Raw genomic sequence first — 24,532 nt, 5'->3', positions numbered from 1 at the left:
CCAAGCGGAGTGAGCGGCCACACGCGGCGACGCTACGGTGCACCGATGGGCCTGTATCCGGAGATCGAACCGTACGACCACGGCATGCTCGACGTCGGTGACGGCAACCGCGTCCACTGGGAGACCAGCGGGAACCCACAGGGCAAGCCCGCGCTGGTACTCCACGGAGGGCCGGGTTCCGAACCTCAGGCGTTACTTCGACCCCGCCGCGTACCGGATCGTCCTGCTCGACCAGCGCGGCGCCGGACGCTCGGTCCCGCCGGCGAGCGACCACCGCACCGACATGAGCGTCAACACGACCGCGCATGTCATGGCGGACCTCGAGCGGCTGCGCGCCCACCTCGGTATCGAGCGGTGGCTCGTGTGGGGTGTCTCGTGGGGATCGGTCCTGGGACTGCGGTACGCGCAGACACATCCGGGAGTGGTGTCCGAGCTGGTGCTGACCGGAGTCGCCACCGGCTCCGGGGCCGAAGTCGCCCTGCTGACCCGCGGGTTGGGAAAAATCTTCCCCGAGGCTCACGAACGGTTTCTGGCCGAGCTGCCCGCGGGCGAACGTGCCGGCGATCCCGCCGCCGCGTACAACCGGCTGCTGGAGTCGCCGGACGCCGCGGTCCGGGAGCGGGCCGCGCGCGCCTGGACCGACTGGGAGACGGCGACGATCCCCGCGCCGCCGCGCTCGGTCGCCCGGTTCGAGGACCCGGAGTTCCGCCTGGGCTTCGCACGCACCGTCACCCACTACTGGGGCAACGACCACTTCCTCGGCGACGGCAACGGCGAGGGCGTGGTCCTCCGGGACGCCCACCTGCTGAAGGGCATCCCCGGCACCCTCGTGCAGGGCAGCCTCGACTTCGGCAACCTCCTCGGCATCGTCTGGCGGCTCCACCACGCCTGGCCGGACAGTGAGCTGGTGGTCGTGGACGAGGCCGGACACGATGCCGGAGTGATCGGTGACCGGGCGCTGGTGGCGGCGACGGACCGGTACGCGCGCACTGACGCATGACGCATGACGCATGACGCATGACGCATGACGAGGGACGCATGGCGCATGGCCGAGGAGCCGTCGTCTAAGGCCGCCACACGTACCGCACGTCCGGCTCCCGCTCCTCGTTGCCCGCGCCGTCCGTCCACTCCACGGCGGTGAAACCGTGCCGCTCGTAGAAGCGGTGGGCGGGCGCGTTGACCTGGAAGGTCCATAGGGAGAGCCTCCCCGGCCCGTGCTCCTTGGCCAGGGCGACGAACCGGTCTCCGATCCCGCGCCCGCGCCACTCCGGGGCGAGGTACAACTGCGACAACTCCTCGCCCTCCAGCACCATCACGCCGACGACCTCTCCGCGTGCCGCCTCCGCCACCCAGGCCTCACGCAGGGGCACCACCACGTGATGGAAGTACTCCCGCACCTCGTCGTCGGTCCGAGGCCTGACGACCGTGGGCAGTGCGGCGGCGAAGGAACGCAACCAGACGTCGGCCGCGTCCCGAGCATCGGCGGCCGTCGCCCGCCTCAGGACGACCGGTTGTCCGTCCTCTGCCCCGCTCACGGACGCTCCCGACCCGACACGTCCGGGGTGGTCGACACGGCGGTGGTCGACACGCCGGCGGGCGCGTCGTCCGACACGGCCGCCGTCGCCGTGATCTCCACCAGCTGCCCCGGGTACCCGAGGCAGCTCACCCCGAGCAGGGTCGAGGAATGAGGGCCCGTACTGAGCCCGGACGCCTCGACGACGTCCCAGACGGCGGACAGCGTGCCGGATTCGGCGCTCACGACGTACACCTCGGTCGACAGGACGTGATCCAACGAGCTCCCGACGGCGCGCAACTGCTCGGTGAGGTTCGCGATCACCTGCTCGGCCTGACGGACCGGGTCGCCCTCGCCGACCAGCCGGCCCTCCGCGTCGAGCGGAACGGACCCGGCCAGGAAGGCGAGCCTCGTCCCGGCCTCGACGACCGAGGCATGAGCGTAGGTGGGCGGCGGGAACAGGCCGGGCACGGTGACGCGCTGGATCACGTGGGCTCCTGGGGCGGTGGGCGATCGACCTCCCGATCGTCCGTTCTCCGGACCTCCTGCGCATCCGAATTTCCCCACCGCCGCTCTTCGCCCCACCGCCGCTCACCGCCCCGCCGTGCGCTGATCCGTGCCCGCAACTCCCGCTTCCGGAGCCGGACCGTGCCCCGCCGTGCGGTGGACCGGCGCGCCGCAGCCGCCGCCGCGGCCCGGAAGGCGGCGCCGCGCTCCACAGCCTCCACCCGGTCCACGGCGTACAGACGCGTCGGCGGCGCCGAGCGGAGGTACGGGTGGGTGCGCAGCAGATCGGGCTCCCCGAGCAGCCGGCGCACCATCTCCGCAGTCCAGCCCCTGGCCCGCAACCCGGCCGCCGACACGTGGCCGTGCCTCGGCCCGGGCTCGGCCCCACCGGGCTCCCGCGCCCGTACCGCGCGCTCCTTCCGTGCCGGCCCGGGGCTCCCTTCGTCCCGCCCTCCGTGCCCGCCCGGGTTCCCTTTGTCCCGCTGTCGCGATGCCCTCACGACACCACCTCCCCCGTCGCTACGCTCAGTGACGACTTCATTGATAACGCCTGCCACTGACAATCGACTCGTACCGCGCGCCGACCGCGCGTACGCTTCGGCGTCCACGCGACCGCACCCTCCCGTCAGGAGGCCCCAGCAGTGCCCTCCCTCCCGGACCAGGTGTTCCTCGACACCACCGCCGACCGGCTGGCCACCCTGCCCACCGTCCGGGCCGTCACCCTCGGCGGCTCCAGGGCCCAGGGCACGCACGGCCCCGACAGCGACTGGGACCTGGCGGTCTACTACCGCGGTCCCTTCGACCCGGACGACGTCCGTGCCCTCGGCTGGCCCGGTGAGGTCTCCGAGGTCGGTGCCTGGGGCGGTGGCGTCTTCAACGGGGGAGCGTGGCTGACCGTCGACGAACGCCGGGTGGACCTGCACTACCGCGACCTCGACGTGGTCGAGCACCAGGTGGCGGAGGCGCAGGCGGGGCGCTTCGACATCGAGCCGCTGACGTTCCACCTGGCGGGCATCCCCACGTACCTGGTCGTCGCCGAGCTGGCGATCAACAAGGTGCTGCGCGGCGAACTGCCCTGCCCCTCCTACCCGGAGGCCCTCCGCGCCACGGCCCCGGAGCGCTGGTACGGCGCGGCCACGGCCACCCTCGCCTACGCCAAGGCGGGCCACGCCCCCAGGGGCGCCCTCACCCAGGTCGCCGGCGCGATCGCCCTCGCCACGACACAGACGGCGCATGCGGTGATGGCGGCACGGGGGGAGTGGATCACGAACGAGAAAGGGCTCATCGAGCGGGCCGGGCTGGGCACGATGAACGGGCTACTGGCGACACTGCTGCCGGACCCGCGGTCCCTGTCACGATCGGTGACCGAGGCCGAGCGGACCCTGAGCGAGGCGGTGGACGCCGGCTGACGAACCGGGCACGGCAGGTGACGATCGCGCAAGCGGAAGACGAAGATCGCGCAAGCGGAAGACGACGACCGCGCACGCGGAAGGTGCCGACCCCAAGGGGGCCGGAAACCCGGCATCAGCCCCGACGACCCGACTCCGCCCCGCCCCGCCCCGAACGACTTCACACCGCGGAAACCCGCCCGTTTCCGGTGCCTCAAGAACCGACCGTACGCTTGATCGTGCACCGCACAGCCCGGCCACCGTCGCCCGAAGGCTCACCCCCCGCCCTCGACCGGACGACACAGGAGCCCCGCACCCCGTGTTCCGCACCCTCCGCCGCGCCCGCCCCGTCGCCCCCACGCTTCCGCCGTGGCTCGCCCACGCCCTGAGCGCCCAACGCGGCCCCGTGCCCTGGAGCGCGGTGATCCGCGGCGCGCTGGCCGGCGGGCCGCTGCTGCTGGCCGCGATGCTCGCCGGCCGGGCGCCCCTGGGCGTCGTCGCCGCCATCGCCGCCATGCTCGCCGGCATCAACGACCGGCCGGGCAGCCGTCGTACCTCCGTGCGGCGGATCGGCGTCCCCGCGCTCGCGGGAGCGGTCGGGCTGCTCGTGGGGACGTACTCCGGTGAGCGTCTCGACGGCGTCCCGCTGACGCTGGTGCTGACCGGCCTCGGACTGGTCGCAGGCGGCTTCAGCGCCCTCGGAACCGTGGCTTCCGGCGCCGGGACGCAGTTGCTGGTCACCACCGCCGTAGGGGCCGGCATGCCGCTGCCCGGCCCCGCGTGGCAGAGCGCGCCGGCCTTCCTCGCCGGTGCCGGATGGCTGCTCGTGCTGCGGCTGGTGCTGCCCACGCCCGGCTCCCTCGCCGGGGACTCACGCCTCGCCTTCCGCTTCGACGGGGAGCGGGCCGCCGTCGCCGCGATCTACGACGCCGTCGCCGCGCTCCTGGACGCCGCGGGTACCGAGCACGCCGTCGCCCGCAGGGCCGCGCTCACCGCAGCCCTCGACCAGGCGCAGGACGCGCTCACCGGGCCCCGGCTGCGACGCCAAGCCTCCTCAGCGGCCGAACGGCGGCTGCACGCCCAGTACGCCGCCGCGTTGCCGCTGGGCGAGGCGGCGACCGCGCTCGCCTGGGCGGAACGGCCCCTGCCGGCACGGGCCGGCGAGGGCCCACGGCGGCTCGCCGCCGCCGTCCGCGGCAACACCCCGGCCGGTCCGCTGCCCGCACCCAGCCGCACCGAGCCCGCTCTGCGTGCCCTGGACGACGCCCTCCTGCACGCCGCCGAGGCCTTCGACCGGGGCGGGGGCCGGGACCTGCACACCCGCAGGAGGTCGTTCGTCTCCCTGGTCCGCACCGTCCTCGGCGCCGGCGGACGGGAGTACGGGCTGCGCGCCGGCCTCTGCTTCGGGGCCAGTGCCGCCGTCGCCCAGGCCCTGCACCACGGGCCCTGGCACGGTGCGCACCAGCACTGGTACTGGCTTCCCGCCACCGCCGTCTTCCTCGTGAAGCCCGACCTCGGACCGCTGGCGTCCCGGGTGCTGTGCCGGGCGGCCGGGACGGTCCTCGGGGCGCTTCTCTTCGCCGGGGTCGCCGCCGTGCTGCCCCGCCCGGAAGGACTCGTGGTCCTCGTCGCCGTCTGCGGGGCCCTGGTGCCGGTCGCCGCACGGCACTTCGCCGCGCAGACGGCCGTGGTCACCGTCCTCGTCCTGGCCCTGATCATGGTGGCCGGTGAGCCCCAGGCCTCCGTCAGCCGTATCGGGGAGACGCTGCTGGCCTGCGCCATCGTGCTGGTCGTCGGACACCTGCCGATGCCGGGGCAGCGGGGCGGCAGGGTCCGTACCCGCACCGAGGCCGCCGACGCCGCCGCGCACGCCTATCTCGCCCACGTCCTGAGTGAGTCCGACGACCGTGCCACCCGGTGGACGCTGCGCCGCGAGGCCTACCGCACGCTGGCCGAAGCCCGCGCCGCGATCGCGCTGGCCGCCGCCGAGCTGCCTGCCCTCGCCCGGCACTCCGAGGGCGCGGACGAGGTCGCCGCGGTCCTCGAACGGCTCGTCGACACCACCACCGCGTGTGCCGTGCACCTCGACGACACCGGCCGGCTCACGCCCCGGCACACCGAACGGCTCGCCGGGCTGCGAAGCGAACTCGCCGCGCGGCGCGGGCACGTGGCACTGCGTGACCCCGCACCGAGCCTGGCCGGGTGAGCGTCCCGCCGGACGACGTCCACCTCGCCGCCCGGGCCGTACGTTGGCGTGATGACCCCTTCGTACCGTGCGAAGCCCACCGACTTCCGTGAGAAGCCCGCCGCCCCTGGTGAGGAGCCCGCCGGCTCCCGAGAGCCCGCCGACCTGGTCATCACGGGCTGCACCGTCCTCGTGCACGACGAGCGCGAGCGGATCGGCTTCGAGGAGGACGCGGCCGTCGTCGTACGGGACGGTCTCGTCGACTCCGTCACGACGGCCGCCGCCGTGGCGGACCTCGCCGCCGCCGACCGCATCGACGCGCGTGGCCAGGCCGCCCTCCCCGGGCTGATCAACTGCCACACGCACGCGCCGATGGTGGCCCTGCGCGGGCTGGCGGAGGACCTGCCCACCGAGGAGTGGTTCAACGACGTCGTCTGGCCCGTCGAGTCCAACCTGACCGAACGCGATGTGGAGCTGGGAGCCCGGCTGGCCTGCGCCGAGATGATCCGCGCGGGCGTCACCTCTTTCGCGGACCACTACTTCGCCATGGACACCGTCGCCGCCGTGGTCGCCGAGTGCGGAATGCGGGCACTTCTGGGCCAGGCGTACTTCTCCTCGCAGGGGCCCGAAGGGCGGGAGCGGTCACTGGAGTTCGCGCTGCGGCACCGGGACACCGCCGGCGGCCGCATCACGACCGCCCTCGCACCGCACGCCCCCTACACCGTGACCGAAGCCGATCTCACCGCCACCGCCGGACTCGCCCGCGACCACGGTCTGCCCGTGCACCTGCACGCCGCGGAGAACCGCGACCAGACCGACACCAGCCTCGCCCGGAACGGTGCCACGCCGATCGAGGTCCTGGAACGCACCGGGATCCTCGACACCGACGTGCTCATCGCGCACGGCACCGGCATCGTCGAGGCCGATCTGCCGCTCCTCGCGCGCGCGGGTGGGCGTACGGCCGTGGCGACCGCGCCCCGCGGCTACCTCAAGTTCGCCTGGCCCACCACCACCCCCGTACGCGCCCTGCGCGACATCGGCGTCCCCGTCGGCCTCGCCACCGACGGAGCGGCCTCCAACAACTCGCTCGACGTGTGGGAGTCGATGGCCCTCACCTCCCTGATCCAGAAGTCGAGCGAGGGCGACCCCCGCTGGCTCTCCGCCCGTCAGGCCCTGCACCACGCCACGGTGCAGAGCGCCCGCGCGGTGGGGCTGGGTGACACCATCGGGCGGATCGCGCCCGGCATGCGGGCCGACCTCGTCCTCGTCGACCTCACCGGCCCGCACACCCAGCCCGTGCACGATCTCGCCGCCACCCTGGTGCACAGCGCGCGGTCCGCCGACGTGCGCACGACGATCGTCGACGGACGGGTCCTCATGCGGGAGCGCGAACTGCTCACCCTCGACGTCCCCGCGGTGGTGCGGGAACTGGGGGAGCGGCTGCCCGCCCTGACCGACCGGGGGCACGGCCGGCGCATCCAGGAGTACGACACCTGATCCGCGTCACCTGGACGCGCATCCGCGGGGCGGCTCGGAAAAGAAATCCACCGAGCCGCGATGAGTTCCGCTCGTCCCGGCGGTCACCACCCCTCGACGGACCGTCGCACTGGAGGAGCTGGAGCCATGTCGCTGCCCGAGATCGTCACCCGCGCGGACTGGCGCGCGGCGCGCGAGGCCTTACTGGCCAAGGAGAAGGCGGCCACGCGCGCGCGAGACACGCTCAACGCCGAGCGGCGCGGACTGCCGATGGTGGAGGTCGACAAGGAGTACGTGTTCGAGGGCGGCGACGGCAAGGCCACGCTGCTCGACCTCTTCGAGGGACGCGACCAGCTCGTCGTCCACCACTTCATGTTCGCTCCGGAGTGGGACGCCGGCTGCCGCGGGTGCTCGGCGTTCCTGGACCAGGTAGGGCACCTCGCGCACCTGAGGGCCCGCGGTACGTCGTTCGCGGCCGTCTCCCGGGCGCCGTACCCGAGGATCCTGCCCTTCAAGGCGCGGATGGGCTGGACCCTGCCCTGGTACTCGTCGTACGTCAGCGACTTCAACACCGACTTCGAGGTGACCCGGGAACACGAGGGTGAACTCGTCGAGCGACCCGGACTCAGCTGCTTCCTGCGGGACCGCGACCGGGTCTTCCACACCTACTCGACCTACGAGCGAGGCCTCGACGGACTCGGCTCGACCACCAGCCTCCTCGACCTGACCGCGCTCGGCCGGCGGGAGCACTGGGAGAAACCCGAGGGACGCGCGTCGGCCTTCGGTGCCCCTGTGGGAAGCGAGGCAGTCCGCTACCACGACGAGTACGAGGGATGACACACAGAGTGGCGAAAACGGCCGAACGGCTGAGGCGCCGCTCACACTTTGCGGTGAACGAGTGTCAACTATGTCTCAGTACCATCACCGCACGAGCCTTTGGCTCCATGGTTGGCGTTTAACTCTACGAGTACAGCGCTACATGGAGGTGCGGGGTGAACGGGCGAACGGTGCTCGAACGCTTTCCCGCCGGCGGACCGCGTGGATCCTGGCCGGCTGAGGAGTTCGCGAACGCGCGACGTCTGGAGGGCCTGCCCGCCGAGGTCGTCATGGATCTCGCCACGGACATGTTCCTGGTCATCGTCCGCGGCGGACACGCCGCCGGTGACGCGGCCGCCTGAGGTGCGGCGGTGACGGCGCCCGGCCCGGCGCAACGTGTCCGTGCCCGTCAGCTCGCCTCCGGGGCGTGCACCGGCGCCTTGGTGAACTGCTCGGCCTGCAGCGAGTACAACTCCGCGTAGACCCCGCCGGTGGCCAGCAGCTCGTCCGGTGTCCCGGACTCCACGAGCCGCCCCTGGTCGAGGACGTGCACCAGGTCCGCGTGGCGCACGGACGCCAGGCGGTGGGTGATCAGGACGACCGTCTGTCCGCGGCCGGCCAGGGCGCGGATCTTCTCGAACACCTCCAGCTCCGCCCGGGCGTCCAGGGCCGCCGTCGGTTCGTCCACGATGAGGATGTGACCCCGCCGGTACGCGGCGCGCGCGATCCCGACGCGCTGCCACTGGCCGCCGGACAGCTCGTGTCCGCCGCTGAAGTCCCGGGCCAGCAGGGTGTCCAGGCCGCGTGGCAGGTCCGCGACCACCTCCTGGGCCCCGGCCTCGGTGATCGCCTCGGTCAGGCGTTCCTCACCGAGCGGCACCGAGGAACGACCCACCGCGACGTTCACCCGCGCGGTGAACGGCCAGCGTTTGAAGTCCTGCGCCACCATGGCGATGCGCTCGGCGAGAGAGCGCCGGTCGGCCGTCGCCGCGTCGACGCCGTCCCAGGTGATCCTGCCCCGGTCCGGCGTGTACAGCCCGGCGAGCAGCTTGACCAGCGTCGTCTTGCCCGAGCCGTTCTCGCCGACCAGGGCCACGATCCGGCCCAGCGGCAGCGACAGCGTCACGTCGTCGAGCGCCGGGCGGGTCGCGTCGCCCGGGTAGCGGAACGTGACGTTCTCGAAGCGGATCTCCTTGGGGTCCTCGGGCAGCGAGGCGCCGCCCGCCGGGATGGCCCGGGCGGCGGCCTCCCTGTGCAGCCGTTCCAGGTCACCGACGAACAGGGCCTCCTCGTGGAGCGCGTTGACCTCCACGACCAGGGTGCCGAGGCTCTGCGAGCCGGTGCGGATGGCGATCACGGCCGTACCCGCCACCGACAGGGCCATCGCACCGCCCAGCAGCAGCCCACCGAGCGTCGCGTAGGTCGCGGCCGTCGCCAGTCCCGTCCACGCCGCCGCGATCAGTCCCGTACGGGCCGCCAGCCGGGCCAGCCGGGCCTGCTCCGCCTCGGCGGTCTCCGCCATCGCGCGGAAGTGGCGCAGCAGGAAGGGACCCACTCCGTGCACCCTTATCTCGGGGGCCGCGGCGGGTTCGATCAGCAGCCTGCCCAGGAGCCGTCCCGCCCGTTCGTGCTGGACCCAGGCGTGGAAGGACTCGTACCAGCGGCGGGCGAGGGTCAGCGCGCTCCAGGCGCTCGGCAGGGTCATCGTCACCAGGAGCGGCAGCAGCGCCGGGTGCAGCACGGTCAGTACGCCGGCCGCCGCGATGAGCGAGATCATCGCGTTCACCACGCGGGTGCCCAACGGGATCATGCGCCGCGCGGAGGCGGCGCCGTACTGGGCGGTGTCCAGGAGCTTGTGGAAGGCGTGATCCTCGATGGCGGACAGCTCCACGGCCGCCGCCCGCTCCAGGTAACGCTCGGTGGCCACCCGCTCCACCTTGGGCTCCAGCCGCCCCGTCGCGTACGTCGAGGCCGCCCTCAGCAGCGCCGCGACGACCATCGCCGCGGCCACGGTGATCAGTGCCGGAACGGCCTGGCGCAGCCGTTCCTCGATCGGCCCGGCGGTCATCAGACCGGCCAGCACACTGTTGACGGCGAGCAGACTGACCGCCTGCGCCAGCCCCCGGCCCACCTCGGCCGACAGCACCGCCCGCGCCGCCCGCGGGTCGGCCTGCCGGGCGAGCCTGAGACTGGACGCCAGCAGGGACGGCAGCCGGGTCAGCATCGCCCGGAAGCCCAGCTCCAGGAAGGCGTCGGCGTGCTGGCTCCAGCCCATGTCGTAGCGCAGCGGACCGCCGAAGAGCAGCCGCTCCGAATCCGACACCCCGGCTGGTTCCGTGCCGCCCTTCCTGCGCACGTCGGCCTCCCCCGATTGTGGACGGACGGCCACTATCGCCGGGCGGGATGCCTACGGGCAGGGCGCGAGCCGGGCAGGCCGGGGCGCGCGGGCGCACGCGCGGCCGGAGGACGCCGGAAAGGGGCGCGCGGGATGAAGCCGGGAGGCGCGGAGGTGGGGTGCGGCGCGGTGGCGCGGGAGGGGCGCCGCCCGGTGAGGTGCGGTGGTGCGGGTGGGCGCGGTGGGGCGGGAATGAGGGGCGGCGAGGGAGGGCGCGGTGGCGCCGGGGCGGATGGCCTGGTGCGGGAGGGCGCCGCGGCTCCCTACGCGCTCACCGGGCGCGACCACGTCGGCGTCGTGTTCGTCAGCCGGCACAGTGCGAGGTAGAGCGGGATGGGCGGGGTGTAGGGGACGGTACCGTCCCCGCGGTGGATGAGGCCGGGGACGCTCGGGACGTCGGGGACGACCGCTCCGGTGGCGTACCGGGCGGGCGCGGGCCATTCCAGGGCGTAGTCGGAGTCGGACGGGACGATCCACCACCAGTGCGCGTCGTCGGCGTAGACGCAGCCCACGCGTGGCAGCCGGGGGAGCACCAGGGGGCCGAGGCGGGCGGGCACCGCCACCGCGTCGCAGCCCAGCGGGGCCGTCATGCCGTCCGGTACGGGCAGCCGCCGGGGTGTCCCGGGGGCGTGCAGTCCGCGCTGGAGGCGGACCAGTGTGTCCAGACCGAGGGGTCGGATGCCGGACGCAGCCCTCATGGTCATGCGGTCCCCGTTCCGCGGCGCGCCTCTTGCCGGCGTCCCTCCGCCTCGCCGTCGTCGCCCGTGCCGTCGGCGGGGCCGGGCTTCGGGCGGGCGCCCCAGCCCAGGTCGTTGTGGGGCTCCGACGGATCGCGCGGCCCGTCGGCCTTCCGCGGCAGCTCGGCCCAGACCAGTAGTCCGGGGCCGTGCTCGTGGGCGCCCCAGGCGTCGCACAGGGCGTCGACGAGGAGCAGTCCCCTGCCGTGCTCGTCCTCCGGCTGCTGATCGGCCGAGGGGCGGGGCCGGCCAGGGGCGCAGCCTTCGTCGCGCACGGCTATGCGGACCAGGTCGGCGCCGTCGTGCAGCTCGCACACTATGTGTCTGCTCGCGGTGTGGACGATCGCGTTGGTCACCAGCTCGGAGACCACCAGGGCCGCGGTGTCGCAGGTGTCCTCGCACACCGACCAGCCGTTCAGCCGAGCGCGCGTCAGGCGTCTGGCCTGCGCGGGGGAGCCCGGATGTGCGGCCAGCTCGAAGCGGAACCGGCGCGGGGCGGCGGCTCCCGAGGGGCCGGCTCCCACGGCGGCACCGAGGCCCAGGGAGCCCGCGGTGGCGTCTGTTCCTAAGGGCGCGGACGGAATCACGCTTGCCACTATCGCCCCGCCGTGAACACTTGGCAAGTGTCACTCTGAAAAATGCAGAGTGCTGTGTGACGGTCTGGACGGCCGTGGCACACTGCTCGCAACAGCACGTCGAGCGGCGCCACTTCAGATCACCGAAGGTCTGCCCAGACTTTCGAAAAGGTCTTCGAATGGCGCCGCCGGGCTGTCCGCACATGGATGCTTCGGGACTCTTCGGGAGGTGGGCGGTGAGCGAGCCGCGGTCAGCGCCGACGGTCGGCCAGGTCGTTCTCGGCCGACGCCTGCTGGACCTGCGGGAACGCGCCGGTCTCAAGCGTGAGGAAGCCGCCCGCATCCTGCGGGTCGCCCCGGCCACGGTCCGCCGTATGGAGATGGCCGAGGTCGCCCTCAAGATCCCGTACCTCCAGCTCCTGCTGAAGGCCTACGGCGTCGGCGACGAGGAGGCCGACGCCTTCGTCCGGCTGGCCGAGGACGCCAACAAGCCCGGATGGTGGCAGCGCTTCCACGACATCCTGCCGGGCTGGTTCTCGATGTACGTGAGCCTGGAGGGTGCGGCCGCCCTGATCCGCTCCTACGAGCCCCACTTCGTCCCCGGACTGCTGCAGACCGAGGACTACGCGCGCGGAGTGCTCCGCTCCGGAGCCATCGGGCAGACCCGGCCCGACGACATCGAGCGCCATGTCGACCTGCGCATGCAACGCCAGGAACTGCTCACCCGCGACGACGCGCCCAGGCTCTGGGTCGTGATGGACGAGACCGCGCTGCGCCGCCCCGTGGGCGGCCCGGAGGTGATGCGTGCCCAGATCGACAGGCTGCTCGAGGCCACGAAGCTGCCCAACGTGACACTGCAGGTCGCCCCGTTCTCCAACGGGCCGCACCCCGGCACCTACGGGCCCTTCGTGCTGTTCCGATTCGCCATGCCGGAGCTGCCGGACATGGTCTACAGCGAGTACATGACCGGCGCCGTCTACCTCGACGCGCGCGCCGAGGTGGCGACCCACCTCGAGGTCATGGACCGCATGGCGGCACAGGCCGCCACGGCACATCGCACGAAGGAGATCCTCCGGGATCTCCGCAAGGAGCTGTGAATGAAGCGCATCGAGCCCCAGTGCTCGCCACGGACCCGCGGCGAGCGGATCTACAACGGCATGCCCGCCCGTGAACTGGGCAGCGAGGGCTGGCACAAGCCCTGGAGCGGCGGCAACGGGGGCAACTGCCTGGAAGCGATGAAACTCGCCGACGGCCGGGTCGCGGTCCGGCAGTCCACCGACCCCGACGGTCCCGCGCTGATCTACACGTCCGCCGAGATGACGGCCTTCATCGAGGGTGCGAAGGCGGGGGAGGCGGACTTCCTGCTGTCCTGAGACGCGCACTCTGTTGATGTTTGTTTTTTAAACTGCTTGGCACCGAGTCGACCCACCCGACGCTGACGCCCAGGAGGAACGGCCCAGGAAGACGGCCCACAAGGAACGGCCCACTGGGAACGAGGGACAACCGCCCACGGACCCGGCCGCCCGGCGTGCTCAGGCCGTCATCGGCCGGTCGTACGGACCGACCGGTGACGGCAGCCGGGTAGTGCCGCCCGACAGGTGCCGGTCGACGGCCGCCGCCACCGCCCGTCCCTCCGCGATCGCCCACACGACGAGCGACTGCCCGCGAGCCGCGTCCCCGGCGGCGAAGACCCCCGGCACGTTCGTCGCGAAGTCCGGGTTCCGGGTGATCGTCCCGCGGGGCTCCACCGCCAGCCCCAGCCCGTCCACGAGTCCGTCCTCCCGCCCGGGTCCCGAGAAGCCGAGGGCGAGGAGGACGAGATCGGCGGGGAGTGATCGCTCGGTACCGGGCAGCGGACGGCGCCCGGCGTCCACTCCGACCAGGTGCAGCGAGCGCACACGTCCCTCCGCGTCGCCGGTGAAGCGGAGGGTGGACGCCGCGAACAGCCTGGCGTCCGCGTCCGCCGCCGGTGCGGACCGCAGGTCACGCGCCTCCTCGTGCGCGGCCGACAGCCGGTACAGCTTCGGATGCGTCGGCCAGGGCTCGGCCTCCTCGTCCCGCGCCGCACCCGGTCGTGTGTAGATGTCGAGTTGCGTCACGGACGCGGCACCCTCCCGCACCGCGGTACCCAGACAGTCCGCGCCCGTGTCACCGCCGCCCACGATGGCGACGTGCCTCCCGGCGGCGGACAGCGGGGAGCGCTCCAGATCGCCCTCGCACACCCGATTGGCCAGCGGCAGGTACTCCATCGCCTGGTGGATCCCGGCCAGCTCCCGGCCGGGCACGGACAGTTCGCGCCAGGCGGTCGCTCCGGTGGCGATCACCACGGCGTCGTAGCGGGCCCGCAGTTCGTCGGCGGCCATGTCCCGCCCGACCGTCGTCGACGTACGGAACCTGGTGCCCTCGGTCCGCATCTGGTCGATGCGCCGCTCCAGATGGCGTTTCTCCATCTTGAACTCGGGGATGCCGTACCGCAGCAGCCCGCCGATCCGGTCGTCCCGCTCGTAGACGGCGACGGTGTGGCCGGCCCGGGTCAGTTGCTGCGCCGCCGCGAGTCCGGTGGGCCCCGACCCGATCACCGCCACCGTCCTCCCGGACAACCGGTCCGGTGGCCGCGGCGGCGTGAAGCCCTCCGCCCAGGCCCTGTCGGCGATCGCGCACTCGACGTTCTTGATGGTGACGGCCGGCTGGTTGATGGCGAGCGCGCAGCCCGATTCGCACGGCGCGGGGCACAACCGGCCGGTGAACTCGGGGAAGTTGTTCGTGGCGTGCAGTCGCTCGCTCGCCGCCCGCCAGTCCGACCGGGCGACCAGGTCGTTCCAGTCCGGGATCAGGTTGCCGAGCGGGCAGGCCTCGTGGCAGAACGGAACGCCGCAGTCCATGCAACGGTCGGCCTGCGCGCCGACGATCGGCAGCAGCGCGCCCGGGACGTACACCTCGTCCCAGTCCCGGACCCGCTCCTCGGCCGGCCTGCGGGGCCACTCCTCGCGGGGGGTGGTCATGAAACCCTTGGGATCGGCCATGGCCGTCGTTCCTTGCTCACCGGGGTGGCTGGCCGTGCGCGCCGTCGAGCGGCACTCTTCCGCCCCACGATACGTCCCGCCGCCCCCGGGCGCAGGCCGCCCGAGCCCTCGACCACGGCGCACCGCCCCGGGCGGACGCCACCCCCCTCGCATCGGTATCAAGCCCGGTGGGACGCCTGTCGTGCCGTGCCGTGCCGTGCCGTGCCGCGACACGGCTTGGTCGAGCGGGTTCCCTCCCGCACCGGTGACGGGTGCTGGGCGGGGGAGGTGGTCCGTCTCGTGTGGGGTGGCGGGTGGGGTGGGGTGGTGGTCCGTGTCGTGCGGGTGGCGGTGCCGGGTGGGGCGGCTGTCCGGATCGCGCCGGTGGCCTGCGCTCGGTGGGGTCCCCGCGCCCCGTGTTCCACCCGGCACCGGGTGGTCCGCGCCGGTGGCGGTGGCGAGGTCCGCGGCGAGGGAGTGCACCCGTCCCTCCGGGCCGACCGAGCCCGCTGCTCGTGCCGGTGCCGCCGGCCTCGTGGAGCCCGACGCGTGCTCAGGTGAGGGCCAGTACGTACGCCACCGCCGCCGCTGCCGAGGCGCCCGTGCGGACGTGGTTCCACGCCGTCCACTCACGCACGTAGGTGGGCCACTGGCCGGCCGCCTCCGCGGTGCCCGGCTCCAGCCGGAGCAGCGCGGTGTTGCGCGGCACGTTGGCGGCCGCCGTCACGCCGAACGACCCGAACAGATACAACGCGCTGCCCAGCAGCAGCTCCACCGCGGCTCCGTCCGGCCACAGCACGAACGTCACCACGGCGATCACCGCGGTCAGCACCGCCGTCCCGAGGAACAGCAGCATGAAGGCCGGCCGCACCGCCGCCCTGTTGATCGCGTTCATCGCGGCGACTCCCTGCGCGGGCGGCAGCGCGGCGAGCCCTCGCATGACGAAGGCCGAGAACGCGTAGAAGGCGCCGGCCGTCATACCGGTCCCGAGCACCCCCAGTACCGTCAGCACGAAGTACGGTCCATCGATCATGTCGTGTCAGCTCCCACCCGTCGAGTCGTCGCCCGCTCTGCACCGCCGGCCGTCGATCACCCCAGTCAACCTCCGCCCGGGCATCGTCGACCATGGCTGATCGGCGCGTGCGCATGTGCGAGCGTCCAGGCGGGCGGACCGGCGGCTGACGCATCATGGGCGGGTGCGACTGGAAGCGATCACCTGGGACAGGCTCGGCGACCTGCTCGCCGAGCGCGTGCTCGACCTCACGCCCGCCGACGGGGCCGCCTGGCCGCGTATCGCCTTCGACGGCGCTCCGGCCGCCCGCCCCGGCGACCTCGCCGAACGGGTCTTGGAGGCGCTGCGCGTCCGCGGCCGCCCCGCCCTCGTCGTCGGGACGCAGGGCTTCCTGCGCCCGGCCTCGCTGCGACTGGAATACGGACGTCAGGACGTCGAGTCCTACTACAGCGGCTGGCACGACACCGGTGCCCTCTGGCGCGAGGTCTTCGACCCGCTCGGGCCCGGCGGTGACGGGCGCGTCCTGCCCGACCTGTGGGACCCGGCCACCGACCGCGCCACCCGCAGCCCCTACGTCACCCTGCCACCCGGCGGGGCGCTGCTGCTGCACGGGCCCTTCCTGCTGCGTCACTGGTTCCCCCTCGACCTGAGCGTCCACCTCGTCCTCGGTCCCGGCGCCCTGCGCCGCCGCACCCCCGAGACCGAGCACTGGACCCTGCCCGCCTTCGAACGCTACGACGAGGAGGCCGATCCCTCCGGCACCGCCGACGTCCTGGTGCGCGCCGACGATCCACGCCATCCCGCGTGGAGCGGCTGAGGCACTCGCCCGACAGGAATTCACCCCACCCCTCTTTTATATGCGTGCGCATGTAACTACGCTGTCGCCATGACGATCTCCTCCGGCGCTGCCGCCGACGCCACCGCTGCCCGTACCTCCACGCTCTCCTTCGACGAACCGGTCCGCGCCCTGCTGGACGGCAGGAACTTCGCCTCCGTCGCCACGCTCGGTCCCGACGGAGCTCCTCAGAACTCCGTGGTGTGGATCAAACGCGAGGGGGACACCGTGCTGTTCTCCTCCGTGGACGGACGCCAGAAGGTGCGCAATCTCCGCCGGGACCCCCGGATCAGCCTCTCCGTCTACGACCTCGCCAACCCCTACACCTCCGTGGAGATCCGTGGCACCGCCGAGGTCGTCCCCGACGAGGGGAAGAGACTCCCGCACGAGCTCTCCCACAAGTACCTCGGCATCGATCCGCCCGCGGAGAAGGAGGACGAGGCCCGCGTGATCATCCGCGTCGTACCGCGGAAGATCGTGGGTTTCTCGGTCTGAGCGGGGCCGGACCGCCCTCAGAGCCAGCCGCTGCGCCGGAAGCCCCGGTGGAGCGCCAGACAGGCGGTGGCTATCACGCCGATGACCAGCCCGTAGCCGTACCGCCAGTGCAGTTCCGGCATGTGGTCGAAGTTCATGCCGTACACGCCGCAGACCATCGTGGGTACCGCGACGATCGCGGCCCAGGCGGTGATCTTCCGCATGTCCTCGTTCTGCGCGACCGTCACCCGGGCGAGGTGTGCCTGGAGGATGGAGTTGAGCAGTTCGTCGAAGGCCGCGATCTGCTCGGTGGCTCGGAGCAGGTGATCGGCGACGTCTCGGAAGTAGGCCTGTATCTCCGGCTGGACCACTCGCAGCGGTCGTGCGGCCAGCTCCTCCAGCGGCCGGCCGAGCGGCACCACGGCCCGCCTCAGTTCGAGGAGTTCACGCTTGAGCTGGTAGATCCGGCCCGGATCGACCCGCGCGCCGTGCTCCGCGAACACCTCCGTCTCGACATGGTCGACGTCCGCCTGGAACGCCTCGATGACGCTGAGGAAGTCGTCCACCACATGGTCCGCGATCGCGTGCAGCACCGTGGACGGTCCCTTGGCGAGCTGGGCGGGGTCGGACTCCAGCCCTTCCCGCAGGGGTCCCAGGGAGCCGTGCATCCCGTGCCGCACGGTGACCACGAAGTCCTGGCCGACGAAGACCATGATCTCGCCGGTGCTCACCACCTCGCTCGTGGCCGTGAGTTCCTCGTGCTCCACGTAGCAGACCGTCTTGAACACGGCGAACAGCGTCTCCCCGTACCGCTCGACCTTGGGGCGCTGGTGAGCCTCGATCGCGTCCTCGACCGCCAGCGGATGCAGGTCGAAGAGCTCGGCGACGCCCGCGAACTCCTGATCCGTCGGCTCGTGCAGCCCCAGCCAGACGAAACCGGCTCCTCGCTTGCGCATCCGCGTCACGGCCTCGACCGGATCGCCGCCCTCGGGGGTGCGGACACCGTCCCGGTACGTCACGCAGTTCACCACCGAGGAACCCAGCGGGGAGCGGGCGGGATGGCTCAGGTCCACACGGGGGCGGCGCCGGGCCAGCCGCGCCACCTTGCGGAGACCACCGACCCTCCCCAGGGCCGTGACCTTCCGTAGATTCCCAGCCATCGTCATCCATGTCCCCTCGCGTGGGTCCCCTCGCGCCATGCTTCCCGCGCCTTGGTGCGCCAGTCTGCCAGGCCGGCGGGAGGGGCGGACGCGCCTGTGGAAGGGGAGCGTTCCGCTTTGTTCCCGGCTGTGGACAGGCCGTTCGCGCCGGACCAGGCCCTGCCACGGCCCGGTCATCCCGGGCCCCGCCCCGCCCCCCGGACCTGGCCCGCCCCGCCCCCGGACCCGGCCCGCCCCCGCCCCCGGACCCGGCCCGTCCCGCCCCGGACCAGACGCGGCCCGCGGCCGGTTCGGAGGGACGCCGCGTCGGAGCGTCGACCGCTTCAGGCAGACCGGACAACTGGGATGATCGCCGCATGACGCGAGCCGACGGATACCTTCTCGACAACCGGCAGGCCGAGGCGGCGGACCGCTTCGACGCCTTCGCCACCCTCTTCGACCCGACGACGTTCCGGCACCTCCTGGCGCTCGGCGTGGGACCCGGCTGGCGTTGCTGGGAGGTCGGAGCCGGAGGCACCTCGGTGGTGTCCTGGCTGGCCAAGAAGGTGGGACCGACCGGCCGGGTCCTCGCGACCGACATCGACACCTCCCGGGTCGCTCCGGCCGGCCGCCCGCCGGTCGAGGTACGCGTCCACGACGTGGGCGCGGAGGAACCGCCGGGGGAGGGCTTCGACCTGGTGCACGCCCGGCTCGTCCTCGTGCACGTCCCGGACCGGGAACGCGCGTTGCGGTCCATGGTCGAGGCCCTCCGTCCGGGCGGCCGCCTCCTGGTCGAGGACGCCGACCCCGCTCTGCAGCCCCTGCTCTGCCCCGACGAGCACGGCCCCGAACAGCAGTTGGCGAACCGGCTCCGGCACGGCTTCCGCCACCTGCTGACCCGTCGCGGCGCCGATCTCTCCTACGGCCGACGGCTCCCACGCCTGCTCCGGGAGGCGGGGCTGTGCCGTGTGGAGGCCGATGCCCACTTCCCGGTCACCTCGCCGGCGTGCGCCGCCCTCGAAGCAGCGACGATCCGTCAGGTCCGCGACCAACTGGTCGGCGCCGGGGTGGCCACCCACGAGGACATCGACCGTCACCTCGCGAACGTCGCCTCCGGCACCATGGATCTCGCGACGGCTCCGATGATCTCGGCGTGGGGACGCAAGGCGTAGGCGGCCACGGCCCGGGTCCACCGCGGTCTCCGTCCTCGGCCGTGTGGAGCGGAGCACCGCGAACCGGTCGGTCCCCGGACGCACCGTGGCCCCGCCGACCGCCACCGAGCCCATGGATCGGGACGTGCCGACGGCGCACCGCCGTAGCCCGTACCCCGTCCTCCCGGCCCGTGCACCGGCCGGCCGTCATCCCGCCGCCCGCGGAGGTCTCGCGCCCACCCGTACGACCGCCTCGGCTCCCGCCCGGCACCCCGCGACAGCCGCGTCCTCGGGCCCCGCACCGGCGATCAGGGCCGCGAGGAACGCGCCGGTGAACGCGTCGCCGGCGCCGGTACTGTCCCGCGGCGACGCCGGTGCGGCGGGGACCCGCGCACATACGACGCCGGACCGGGCCACCAACGCCCCTTCCGCGCCCTGCTTGACGATCACCGAGGGCACGTGCCGGCTGAGCTTCGCCGCCGAGTCCGCCGGATCCAAAAGCCCGGTGAGCAGGCACGCCTCGTCACGGCTGGGCAGCAGGACGTCCAGGCCCTCGACCAGGTCGAGGAAACGGTCGACGCCCAGCCCGGAGAGGAATCCCGCCGACGCCGGGTCCAGGCTGACCGGCACCCGTCGTGCGCGTGCCGCGGCCAGGGCGACCTCCACCAGAGCGCGGCTCGGCTCCGAGAACAGGAGATAACCGGACAGGTGCAGCCGGGCGACGCCGTCGAGCAGCGCGTCCGACCAGTCCTCGGGCCCGATCCGCGACGACGCCCCGCTGTCCGTGAGGAACGTCCGCTCGGCCGCGGCGCCCGTGTCGACCAGGCAGATCACCGTACCCGTCGGGGCCGCCGCGTCGACGACGAGAAGGGGGCGCACACCACGGGCCGCCAGTTCCCGCTCGTGCCAGGCCGCCGCGTCGGCGCCCACCCGCCCCAGCAGCCGTACGTCCCCGCAGCCGCCGTACACGGCCCAGCACGCCACGTTGGCGCCCGCGCCGCCGGGCAGCCGGTGGATCGAGGCGGCCGTGTCCGTGCCGGCGGACAGCGGCCCCCGGTACCGGGCGACGACGTCCGTGACGACGTCGCCGACCACCAGCAGGGCGCCGCCGTGCCCCGCGGTCACGCTCCCGCCCACGCTGCCGCGATGCGTGCCGCCAGGCGCACGTTTCCGCGGACCGCCGCCAGGTTGGCGTGCAGCGAGGCGCCGTCCGTGTGCCGTACCAGATGGTCGAGCAGGAAGGGGGTCACCGCCTGGCCCGTGATCCCCTCCTGCTCGCACGCGTGCAGCGCGTCGGCCAGTACCCGCGCGTGCAGCACGGGGTCGAGCTGCTCCTCCTCGGGGACGGGGTTGGCGACCACGAGCGCGGACCGCGGCCCACCGAGCGCGTCCTGTGCCCGCATGACGGCCGCCACCTGCTCCGGGCCGTCCAGCGTCCAGTCCACCGGATGCCCCGAGTCGGACAGGTAGAAGCCGGGGAAGCGGTCGGTGCCGTAACCGGCCACGGCCACTCCCAGTGTCTCCAGCCGCTGCAGGGTCGCCGGTACGTCCAGAATGGACTTCACGCCCGCGCAGACCACCGTGATCCGGGTACGGGCCAGCAGACCCAGATCGGCCGACTCGTCCTGCGTCACCGTCCACTCCCGGTGAACGCCGCCGAGTCCACCGGTCGCGAAGACCCGTATGCCCGCCAGAGCGGCCAGCAGGGCGGTCGCCGACACGGTGGTCGCCCCGCTCGCGCCGGCCGCCACGGCGAGGGGCAGGTCACGGTGGCCGAGCTTGCGGATGCCGTCCTCGCTCGCGACCCGCTCCAGCTGCTCCTCGTCCAGGCCCACGTGAGGCCGCCCGTCCAGCACGGCGATCGTCGCCGGTACGGCACCCTCCCGGCGAACCGCCTCCTCCAGCTCCCGCGCCACCCGCAGATTGCGCGGGCGCGGCAGCCCGTGCGCGATGATCGTGGACTCCAGGGCCACCACGGGATGACGCGCGTCGACCGCCGCCCGTACCTCTTCCGACACCACCAGCACCACGTGTCCGCCTCCTGTCCGTCGGTTCCCCTCATCTCTGGCGGGCCGGGGACCGGACCAAACCCCGCACGGACCCCGGGCGAGCCCTTGCGGCCCCCACGTCGGACGACCAGCCGGGGAACCATGACGGACCACACGACACGTCTCGACCATGTCGTCCTCTGGGTGCGCGACCCGATCGCCGCGGCCGACTTCTACGAGAAGACCCTCGGCACGCAACCGCTGCGGATCACCGAGTACACGGCGGGGACCGTGAGCTTCCCCTCCGTGCGCCTCAACGACGAGACCATCCTCGACCTCGCGCCGCACTCACTGGCGGACCGCATGAGAATGGTCCCGGGCGCCGACAGCAGCGCGGGCCATCCCGTCAACCACATCTGCCTGGCACTGTCACCGCACGACTTCGAGGCACTGCGCGCCCGCCTGGAAGAGCAGGCGGTTCCGGTCTCGGAACTCTCCTACGACTCCTACGGCGCGCGCGGCCTGGCCCGGCGCAGCTTCTACTTCGGTGACCCGGACGGCAACATCGTCGAGGCCCGGCACTACGAATGACCCGCCGGGCGGCCGGCCCTCAGAACAGCGGCTCGGGCAGCACACCCTCCAGGGCGAGGAGCTGTCGCTTGGTGTCCACCCCGCCCCCGAACCCGCCGAGGCGTCCGCCGCTCTCGACGACCCGGTGGCACGGCACCACGACGGGCAGCGGGTTGGCCCCCATGGCCATGCCCACCGCCTGGGCGGCAGCGGGCTGACCCACCCGGCTCGCCAGATCGCCGTAGCCGACGACCGAGCCGTACGGAACGCCGGAAGCCAGCTCGCGCAGCACCTCCCGGTTGAAACCCGAGATCAGCGACCAGTCCAGCGACAGGTCGAAGTCGCGTCGCGCGCCCGCGAAGTACGCCGTCACCTGGCGTATCGCCTCGGCCAGCAGCGGGGAGCCGGGCGCTTCGACGGGGTCCGTGCCCAGGCGGGCCGCGAGCCGTTCGAGCGCCCGCTCACGCGTGGTCCCGGTGGCGTGGAACACGACGTTGACCAGACCGTCGCGGGTGGCGGCCAGCAGCAGCGGACCGATGCCGGTGTCGACGACGGTCCACACGACCTGCTGCGCGTACTGCCCATGGCTGTCCATGCGCCCACCGTACGGCCGGCCACTGACAGAGCCCGGGGCCTCGGGGACGAGAACGCCCCGAGACCCCGGGCCGGTCGGGTTCAGCCGCGGACGGTGTCCTCCGCCTCGCCCACGGCGTCCCGCACGACGTCCGGCCTGTTCGTGATGATGCCGTCGACGCCGTACCCCGCGACCAGCCGGGCGGTGTCCGCGGCGTCGACCGTCCAGGTGAGGACCTCCATCGGCCGGCCGTGCGGCCCCGTGAACGCGTGGACGGAGGAGACGTAACTCATGGAGAGCGAGCCGTAGGAGGGGTTGATCTGGTCGGTGAACTCCGCGTACTCGGGCAGATCCGATACCGGCGGTGTGCCGAGGAACCCGGTCTTCACGGCGGGCTTGAGGCCGTGGACGGTCCGGATGCTGTCGGCGTCGAAGCTCTGCACGACCAGACGCCCGGCCACGTGGTGCCGGTCGAGCCAGCCCTCGTTGGCGAGCACCTTGAGCGTCTGCTGCTCGATGCCCGGATACAGGCCCGGGCTCTTGAGCTCCAGCAGCAGCTTCTGGTGGTGGTGCTCCAGGCGGTCCACGAACTGCTCCAGCGTCGGCACCCGCGCGCCCGCGTACTCGGAACCGAACCAGCTGCCCGCGTCCAGTCGCGCGATCTCGGCGGCGGTGAAGTCCTTCACGTTCCAGGGGGCCCGGTCGGGAAAGACCTCCTCCACGTCGGTCGTACGCCGCAGGCTGTTGTCGTGGAGGACGACGAGCCGGCCGTCCTTGGTGCGCTGGACGTCGTTCTCCACCCAGCGGATGCCCAGCTCGGCCGCCTTGTCGACGGCGGCCAGGGTGTTCTCCGGCGCATACCCGGAGGCACCCCTGTGGGCGATGACCGAGGGCCCGTCGGCGTCATCGGCGTGGGCGGCCCGGGCGTGCGAGAGGGGGGCGAGCAGGGCGACCCCCAGGAGCGCGGTGGTCGTGACGGCAACTGCGCGCGCGTGCATGCGTACTCCTCGCGTCGAGCGATCACGGACAGCATCACTGTGACACCGGAGGGTCAACGGGAGAGGGGTGCAGAATGGCCACAGGCTGAATGGAGTCGCTCAACTCCGCTCACCGGGACCGCACAAGTGGGGCAGGCCCGTGATTCTTTGCCGGAGAATCGTTCGACCATTCCGGTGGGAGTCATACTCTCTGCACTCGACCCTGATCGTTCGCGCGGTCCCGGGAGGGGCGCACATCAGGACATTCCGGGGCGTGACCCGGGGCGTAAGAAGGCGGAAGGGCAGCCGCACATGCAAGGCACGGTCGACGGATTCAACTACGGACTCGTCACACCGCTGGTGGCCTACCTCATGGCCTGTCTCGGCGGTGCCCTCGGGCTGCGCTGCACCACCAGGTCCATGAGGGTCACCCGGTCCTGGCGTCCCGGGTGGCTCGCCCTCGGCTCGGCGGCGATCGGCTCGGGCATCTGGACGATGCACTTCATCGCGATGATGGGGTTCACGATCGAACACACGCCGATCCGCTACGACTGGCTGATGACCTTCGCCAGCCTGGCCGTCGCCATCGTCATGGTGGGCATCGGGATCTTCATCGTCGGCTACCGGGGGGCGCGGGGAACGGCCCTCTTCACCGGCGGCACCATCACGGGCCTGGGCATCGCCTCGATGCACTACCTCGGAATGGCCGGCATGCGCCTGGACGGGCAGCTGACGTACAACACCCTCACCGTCGCCGTGTCCGTCGCCATTGCCATGGCCGCCGCCACGGCCGCCCTGTGGGCGGCCGGACAGATCCGGGGGTTCCTGTGGAGCGTCGGTGCCAGCCTCGTCATGGGGCTGGCCGTCACCGGCATGCACTACACGGGCATGGCCGCCCTGGAGGTCCACGTCCACGGCACCACCGATCCGGCCTCCGGCGGATCGCCCGCCGAACTGCTGGCTCCCATGCTGATCGGTCCCCTCGCCTTCCTGCTCCTCGCCGGCGTCGTGGTGATGTTCGACCCGCTGATGGTCACGGGGCAGCCCGCCGACGTCCCGCTGGACCGGAAACCGGGCGTCCCCGCCCACCCCGAGCCGCCGCACCGGACCCGCCATCCCGCGGCCCACCACTCCCCGCACCACACCCGCCGCACCCTCGTCCACCGGCGCTCCCGCACCCCGCAGAACCGCTGATCCGGACCCGTTGTCAGTGCGGGG

General features: G+C 72.8%; 24 protein-coding genes and 1 pseudogene. 13 read left to right on the top strand and 12 right to left on the bottom strand.

The window, feature by feature from the left end; genetic code table 11:
• Positions 1–45 precede the first annotated feature (45 nt).
• Positions 46–1,000 (top strand): annotated as a pseudogene (pip, locus tag SAM23877_RS09700) (prolyl aminopeptidase).
• 64 nt (positions 1,001–1,064) lie between these two features.
• Here pip and SAM23877_RS09695 read toward each other — a convergent pair.
• Entirely contained in the window at positions 1,065–1,535 is a 471-nt protein-coding gene (locus SAM23877_RS09695; protein ID WP_053129061.1) for a GNAT family N-acetyltransferase, read from the bottom strand.
• Positions 1,532–2,002 carry a RidA family protein gene (locus tag SAM23877_RS09690; RefSeq protein ID WP_053129058.1) on the bottom strand — a complete coding sequence of 157 codons (471 nt, stop codon included), beginning with the start codon at positions 2,000–2,002 and terminating at the stop codon, positions 1,532–1,534. The genes SAM23877_RS09695 and SAM23877_RS09690 overlap by 4 nt, the downstream gene beginning before the upstream one ends.
• Positions 2,003–2,661: 659 nt before the next feature.
• Here SAM23877_RS09690 and SAM23877_RS09680 point away from each other — a divergent pair.
• The 5 genes from SAM23877_RS09680 (at position 2,662) to SAM23877_RS09660 (ending at position 8,247) form a co-directional block, all read left to right on the top strand.
• Positions 2,662–3,429, top strand: a complete 768-nt coding sequence (locus tag SAM23877_RS09680; RefSeq protein WP_053129052.1) for a nucleotidyltransferase domain-containing protein — start codon at positions 2,662–2,664, stop codon at positions 3,427–3,429.
• 298 nt (positions 3,430–3,727) lie between these two features.
• The gene (locus SAM23877_RS09675) at positions 3,728–5,614 is read left to right on the top strand and encodes an FUSC family protein (protein WP_053129049.1); all 1,887 of its coding nucleotides are present in this window, start codon (positions 3,728–3,730) and stop codon (positions 5,612–5,614) included.
• 51 nt (positions 5,615–5,665) lie between these two features.
• Positions 5,666–7,090, top strand: coding sequence for an amidohydrolase (locus tag SAM23877_RS09670; protein ID WP_053129046.1), 1,425 nt, complete (start codon positions 5,666–5,668; stop codon positions 7,088–7,090).
• A gap of 126 nt (positions 7,091–7,216) precedes the next feature.
• The gene (locus SAM23877_RS09665) at positions 7,217–7,906 is read left to right on the top strand and encodes a DUF899 domain-containing protein (RefSeq protein ID WP_053129043.1); all 690 of its coding nucleotides are present in this window, start codon (positions 7,217–7,219) and stop codon (positions 7,904–7,906) included.
• 155 nt (positions 7,907–8,061) lie between these two features.
• Positions 8,062–8,247: a hypothetical protein gene (locus tag SAM23877_RS09660; protein WP_053129041.1), complete on the top strand. Its 186-nt coding sequence runs from the start codon at positions 8,062–8,064 to the stop codon at positions 8,245–8,247.
• Between the two features lie 47 nt (positions 8,248–8,294).
• Here SAM23877_RS09660 and SAM23877_RS09655 read toward each other — a convergent pair whose 3' ends face one another.
• The 3 genes from SAM23877_RS09655 to SAM23877_RS09645 form a co-directional block, all read right to left on the bottom strand.
• Positions 8,295–10,160 (bottom strand): ABC transporter ATP-binding protein, encoded by a 1,866-nt coding sequence (locus SAM23877_RS09655; protein WP_079030671.1) that lies wholly within the window; start codon positions 10,158–10,160, stop codon positions 8,295–8,297.
• Between the two features lie 383 nt (positions 10,161–10,543).
• Complete coding sequence (locus SAM23877_RS09650; protein ID WP_162492098.1) at positions 10,544–10,984, bottom strand: hypothetical protein; 441 nt, start codon at positions 10,982–10,984, stop codon at positions 10,544–10,546.
• The gene (locus SAM23877_RS09645; RefSeq protein ID WP_053129036.1) at positions 10,981–11,613 is read right to left on the bottom strand and encodes an ATP-binding protein; all 633 of its coding nucleotides are present in this window, start codon (positions 11,611–11,613) and stop codon (positions 10,981–10,983) included. Before SAM23877_RS09645 ends, SAM23877_RS09650 begins: the two co-directional genes overlap by 4 nt.
• A 215-nt stretch (positions 11,614–11,828) precedes the next feature.
• Here SAM23877_RS09645 and SAM23877_RS09640 point away from each other — a divergent pair, with 215 nt between their 5' ends.
• Both SAM23877_RS09640 and SAM23877_RS09635 read left to right on the top strand, forming a co-directional pair.
• The gene (locus tag SAM23877_RS09640; RefSeq protein ID WP_053129033.1) at positions 11,829–12,689 is read left to right on the top strand and encodes a helix-turn-helix domain-containing protein; all 861 of its coding nucleotides are present in this window, start codon (positions 11,829–11,831) and stop codon (positions 12,687–12,689) included.
• Entirely contained in the window at positions 12,690–12,965 is a 276-nt protein-coding gene (locus SAM23877_RS09635; RefSeq protein WP_053129029.1) for a DUF397 domain-containing protein, read from the top strand.
• A gap of 159 nt (positions 12,966–13,124) precedes the next feature.
• Here the strand turns inward: SAM23877_RS09635 and SAM23877_RS09630 are convergent, their stop codons facing one another.
• On the bottom strand, positions 13,125–14,615 hold the full coding sequence (locus tag SAM23877_RS09630; protein ID WP_053129026.1) for a glutamate synthase subunit beta: 1,491 nt from the start codon (positions 14,613–14,615) through the stop codon (positions 13,125–13,127).
• 532 nt (positions 14,616–15,147) lie between these two features.
• A complete protein-coding gene (locus tag SAM23877_RS09625; protein ID WP_053129023.1) occupies positions 15,148–15,627 on the bottom strand; it encodes an anthrone oxygenase family protein in 480 nt (159 codons plus the stop codon).
• A 163-nt stretch (positions 15,628–15,790) separates the two neighbouring features.
• On the opposite strand from SAM23877_RS09625, the gene SAM23877_RS09620 reads away from it, so the two are divergent.
• Together SAM23877_RS09620 and SAM23877_RS09615 are read left to right on the top strand one after the other, a co-directional pair.
• The gene (locus tag SAM23877_RS09620) at positions 15,791–16,423 is read left to right on the top strand and encodes a nucleoside/nucleotide kinase family protein (RefSeq protein ID WP_053129019.1); all 633 of its coding nucleotides are present in this window, start codon (positions 15,791–15,793) and stop codon (positions 16,421–16,423) included.
• 69 nt (positions 16,424–16,492) lie between these two features.
• Positions 16,493–16,936, top strand: coding sequence for a PPOX class F420-dependent oxidoreductase (locus SAM23877_RS09615; RefSeq protein WP_053129016.1), 444 nt, complete (start codon positions 16,493–16,495; stop codon positions 16,934–16,936).
• Positions 16,937–16,953: 17 nt separating this feature from the next.
• Here SAM23877_RS09615 and SAM23877_RS09610 read toward each other — a convergent pair whose 3' ends face one another.
• Positions 16,954–18,081: a magnesium and cobalt transport protein CorA gene (locus SAM23877_RS09610; protein ID WP_053129014.1), complete on the bottom strand. Its 1,128-nt coding sequence runs from the start codon at positions 18,079–18,081 to the stop codon at positions 16,954–16,956.
• A 350-nt stretch (positions 18,082–18,431) separates the two neighbouring features.
• On the opposite strand from SAM23877_RS09610, the gene SAM23877_RS09605 reads away from it, so the two are divergent.
• Positions 18,432–19,226 (top strand): methyltransferase, encoded by a 795-nt coding sequence (locus SAM23877_RS09605; protein ID WP_053129011.1) that lies wholly within the window; start codon positions 18,432–18,434, stop codon positions 19,224–19,226.
• A gap of 186 nt (positions 19,227–19,412) precedes the next feature.
• Here SAM23877_RS09605 and SAM23877_RS09600 read toward each other — a convergent pair whose 3' ends face one another.
• Complete coding sequence (locus SAM23877_RS09600; RefSeq protein WP_079030670.1) at positions 19,413–20,330, bottom strand: carbohydrate kinase family protein; 918 nt, start codon at positions 20,328–20,330, stop codon at positions 19,413–19,415.
• The gene (locus SAM23877_RS09595) at positions 20,327–21,235 is read right to left on the bottom strand and encodes a pseudouridine-5'-phosphate glycosidase (protein WP_053129005.1); all 909 of its coding nucleotides are present in this window, start codon (positions 21,233–21,235) and stop codon (positions 20,327–20,329) included. The genes SAM23877_RS09600 and SAM23877_RS09595 overlap by 4 nt, the downstream gene beginning before the upstream one ends.
• 120 nt (positions 21,236–21,355) lie before the next feature.
• Here SAM23877_RS09595 and SAM23877_RS09590 point away from each other — a divergent pair, with 120 nt between their 5' ends.
• On the top strand, positions 21,356–21,784 hold the full coding sequence (locus tag SAM23877_RS09590) for a VOC family protein (RefSeq protein ID WP_053129002.1): 429 nt from the start codon (positions 21,356–21,358) through the stop codon (positions 21,782–21,784).
• Between the two features lie 19 nt (positions 21,785–21,803).
• Here the strand turns inward: SAM23877_RS09590 and SAM23877_RS09585 are convergent, their stop codons facing one another.
• Both SAM23877_RS09585 and SAM23877_RS09580 read right to left on the bottom strand, forming a co-directional pair.
• On the bottom strand, positions 21,804–22,358 hold the full coding sequence (locus SAM23877_RS09585; RefSeq protein WP_053128998.1) for a methylated-DNA--[protein]-cysteine S-methyltransferase: 555 nt from the start codon (positions 22,356–22,358) through the stop codon (positions 21,804–21,806).
• A gap of 80 nt (positions 22,359–22,438) precedes the next feature.
• Complete coding sequence (locus SAM23877_RS09580; protein ID WP_053128994.1) at positions 22,439–23,335, bottom strand: glycerophosphodiester phosphodiesterase; 897 nt, start codon at positions 23,333–23,335, stop codon at positions 22,439–22,441.
• Positions 23,336–23,626: 291 nt separating this feature from the next.
• On the opposite strand from SAM23877_RS09580, the gene SAM23877_RS09575 reads away from it, so the two are divergent.
• Positions 23,627–24,508: an MHYT domain-containing protein gene (locus SAM23877_RS09575; protein ID WP_053128991.1), complete on the top strand. Its 882-nt coding sequence runs from the start codon at positions 23,627–23,629 to the stop codon at positions 24,506–24,508.
• Positions 24,509–24,532: the final 24 nt, after the last annotated feature.

Origin of the sequence: Streptomyces ambofaciens ATCC 23877 (genome assembly GCF_001267885.1) — a bacterium.
Classification (GTDB): Bacteria; Actinomycetota; Actinomycetes; order Streptomycetales; family Streptomycetaceae; genus Streptomyces; species Streptomyces ambofaciens.
Note: the sequence above shows the minus strand (reverse complement) of the source record. Positions and strands in the feature narration are given on the sequence as shown.

What these genes read in the sequence shown, in the direction of transcription:
- SAM23877_RS09670 (WP_053129046.1), top strand. Translation starts at nt 5,666, where the DNA reads ATGACCCCTTCGTACCGTGCGAAGCCCACCGACTTCCGTGAGAAGCCC.
- SAM23877_RS09665 (WP_053129043.1), top strand. Translation starts at nt 7,217, where the DNA reads ATGTCGCTGCCCGAGATCGTCACCCGCGCGGACTGGCGCGCGGCGCGC.
- SAM23877_RS09655 (WP_079030671.1), bottom strand. Translation starts at nt 10,160, where the DNA reads ATGGGCTGGAGCCAGCACGCCGACGCCTTCCTGGAGCTGGGCTTCCGG.
- SAM23877_RS09650 (WP_162492098.1), bottom strand. Translation starts at nt 10,984, where the DNA reads ATGACCATGAGGGCTGCGTCCGGCATCCGACCCCTCGGTCTGGACACA.
- SAM23877_RS09635 (WP_053129029.1), top strand. Translation starts at nt 12,690, where the DNA reads ATGAAGCGCATCGAGCCCCAGTGCTCGCCACGGACCCGCGGCGAGCGG.
- SAM23877_RS09630 (WP_053129026.1), bottom strand. Translation starts at nt 14,615, where the DNA reads ATGGCCGATCCCAAGGGTTTCATGACCACCCCCCGCGAGGAGTGGCCC.
- SAM23877_RS09625 (WP_053129023.1), bottom strand. Translation starts at nt 15,627, where the DNA reads ATGATCGATGGACCGTACTTCGTGCTGACGGTACTGGGGGTGCTCGGG.
- SAM23877_RS09615 (WP_053129016.1), top strand. Translation starts at nt 16,493, where the DNA reads ATGACGATCTCCTCCGGCGCTGCCGCCGACGCCACCGCTGCCCGTACC.
- SAM23877_RS09610 (WP_053129014.1), bottom strand. Translation starts at nt 18,081, where the DNA reads ATGACGATGGCTGGGAATCTACGGAAGGTCACGGCCCTGGGGAGGGTC.
- SAM23877_RS09605 (WP_053129011.1), top strand. Translation starts at nt 18,432, where the DNA reads ATGACGCGAGCCGACGGATACCTTCTCGACAACCGGCAGGCCGAGGCG.
- SAM23877_RS09590 (WP_053129002.1), top strand. Translation starts at nt 21,356, where the DNA reads ATGACGGACCACACGACACGTCTCGACCATGTCGTCCTCTGGGTGCGC.
- SAM23877_RS09585 (WP_053128998.1), bottom strand. Translation starts at nt 22,358, where the DNA reads ATGGACAGCCATGGGCAGTACGCGCAGCAGGTCGTGTGGACCGTCGTC.
- SAM23877_RS09580 (WP_053128994.1), bottom strand. Translation starts at nt 23,335, where the DNA reads ATGCACGCGCGCGCAGTTGCCGTCACGACCACCGCGCTCCTGGGGGTC.
- SAM23877_RS09575 (WP_053128991.1), top strand. Translation starts at nt 23,627, where the DNA reads ATGCAAGGCACGGTCGACGGATTCAACTACGGACTCGTCACACCGCTG.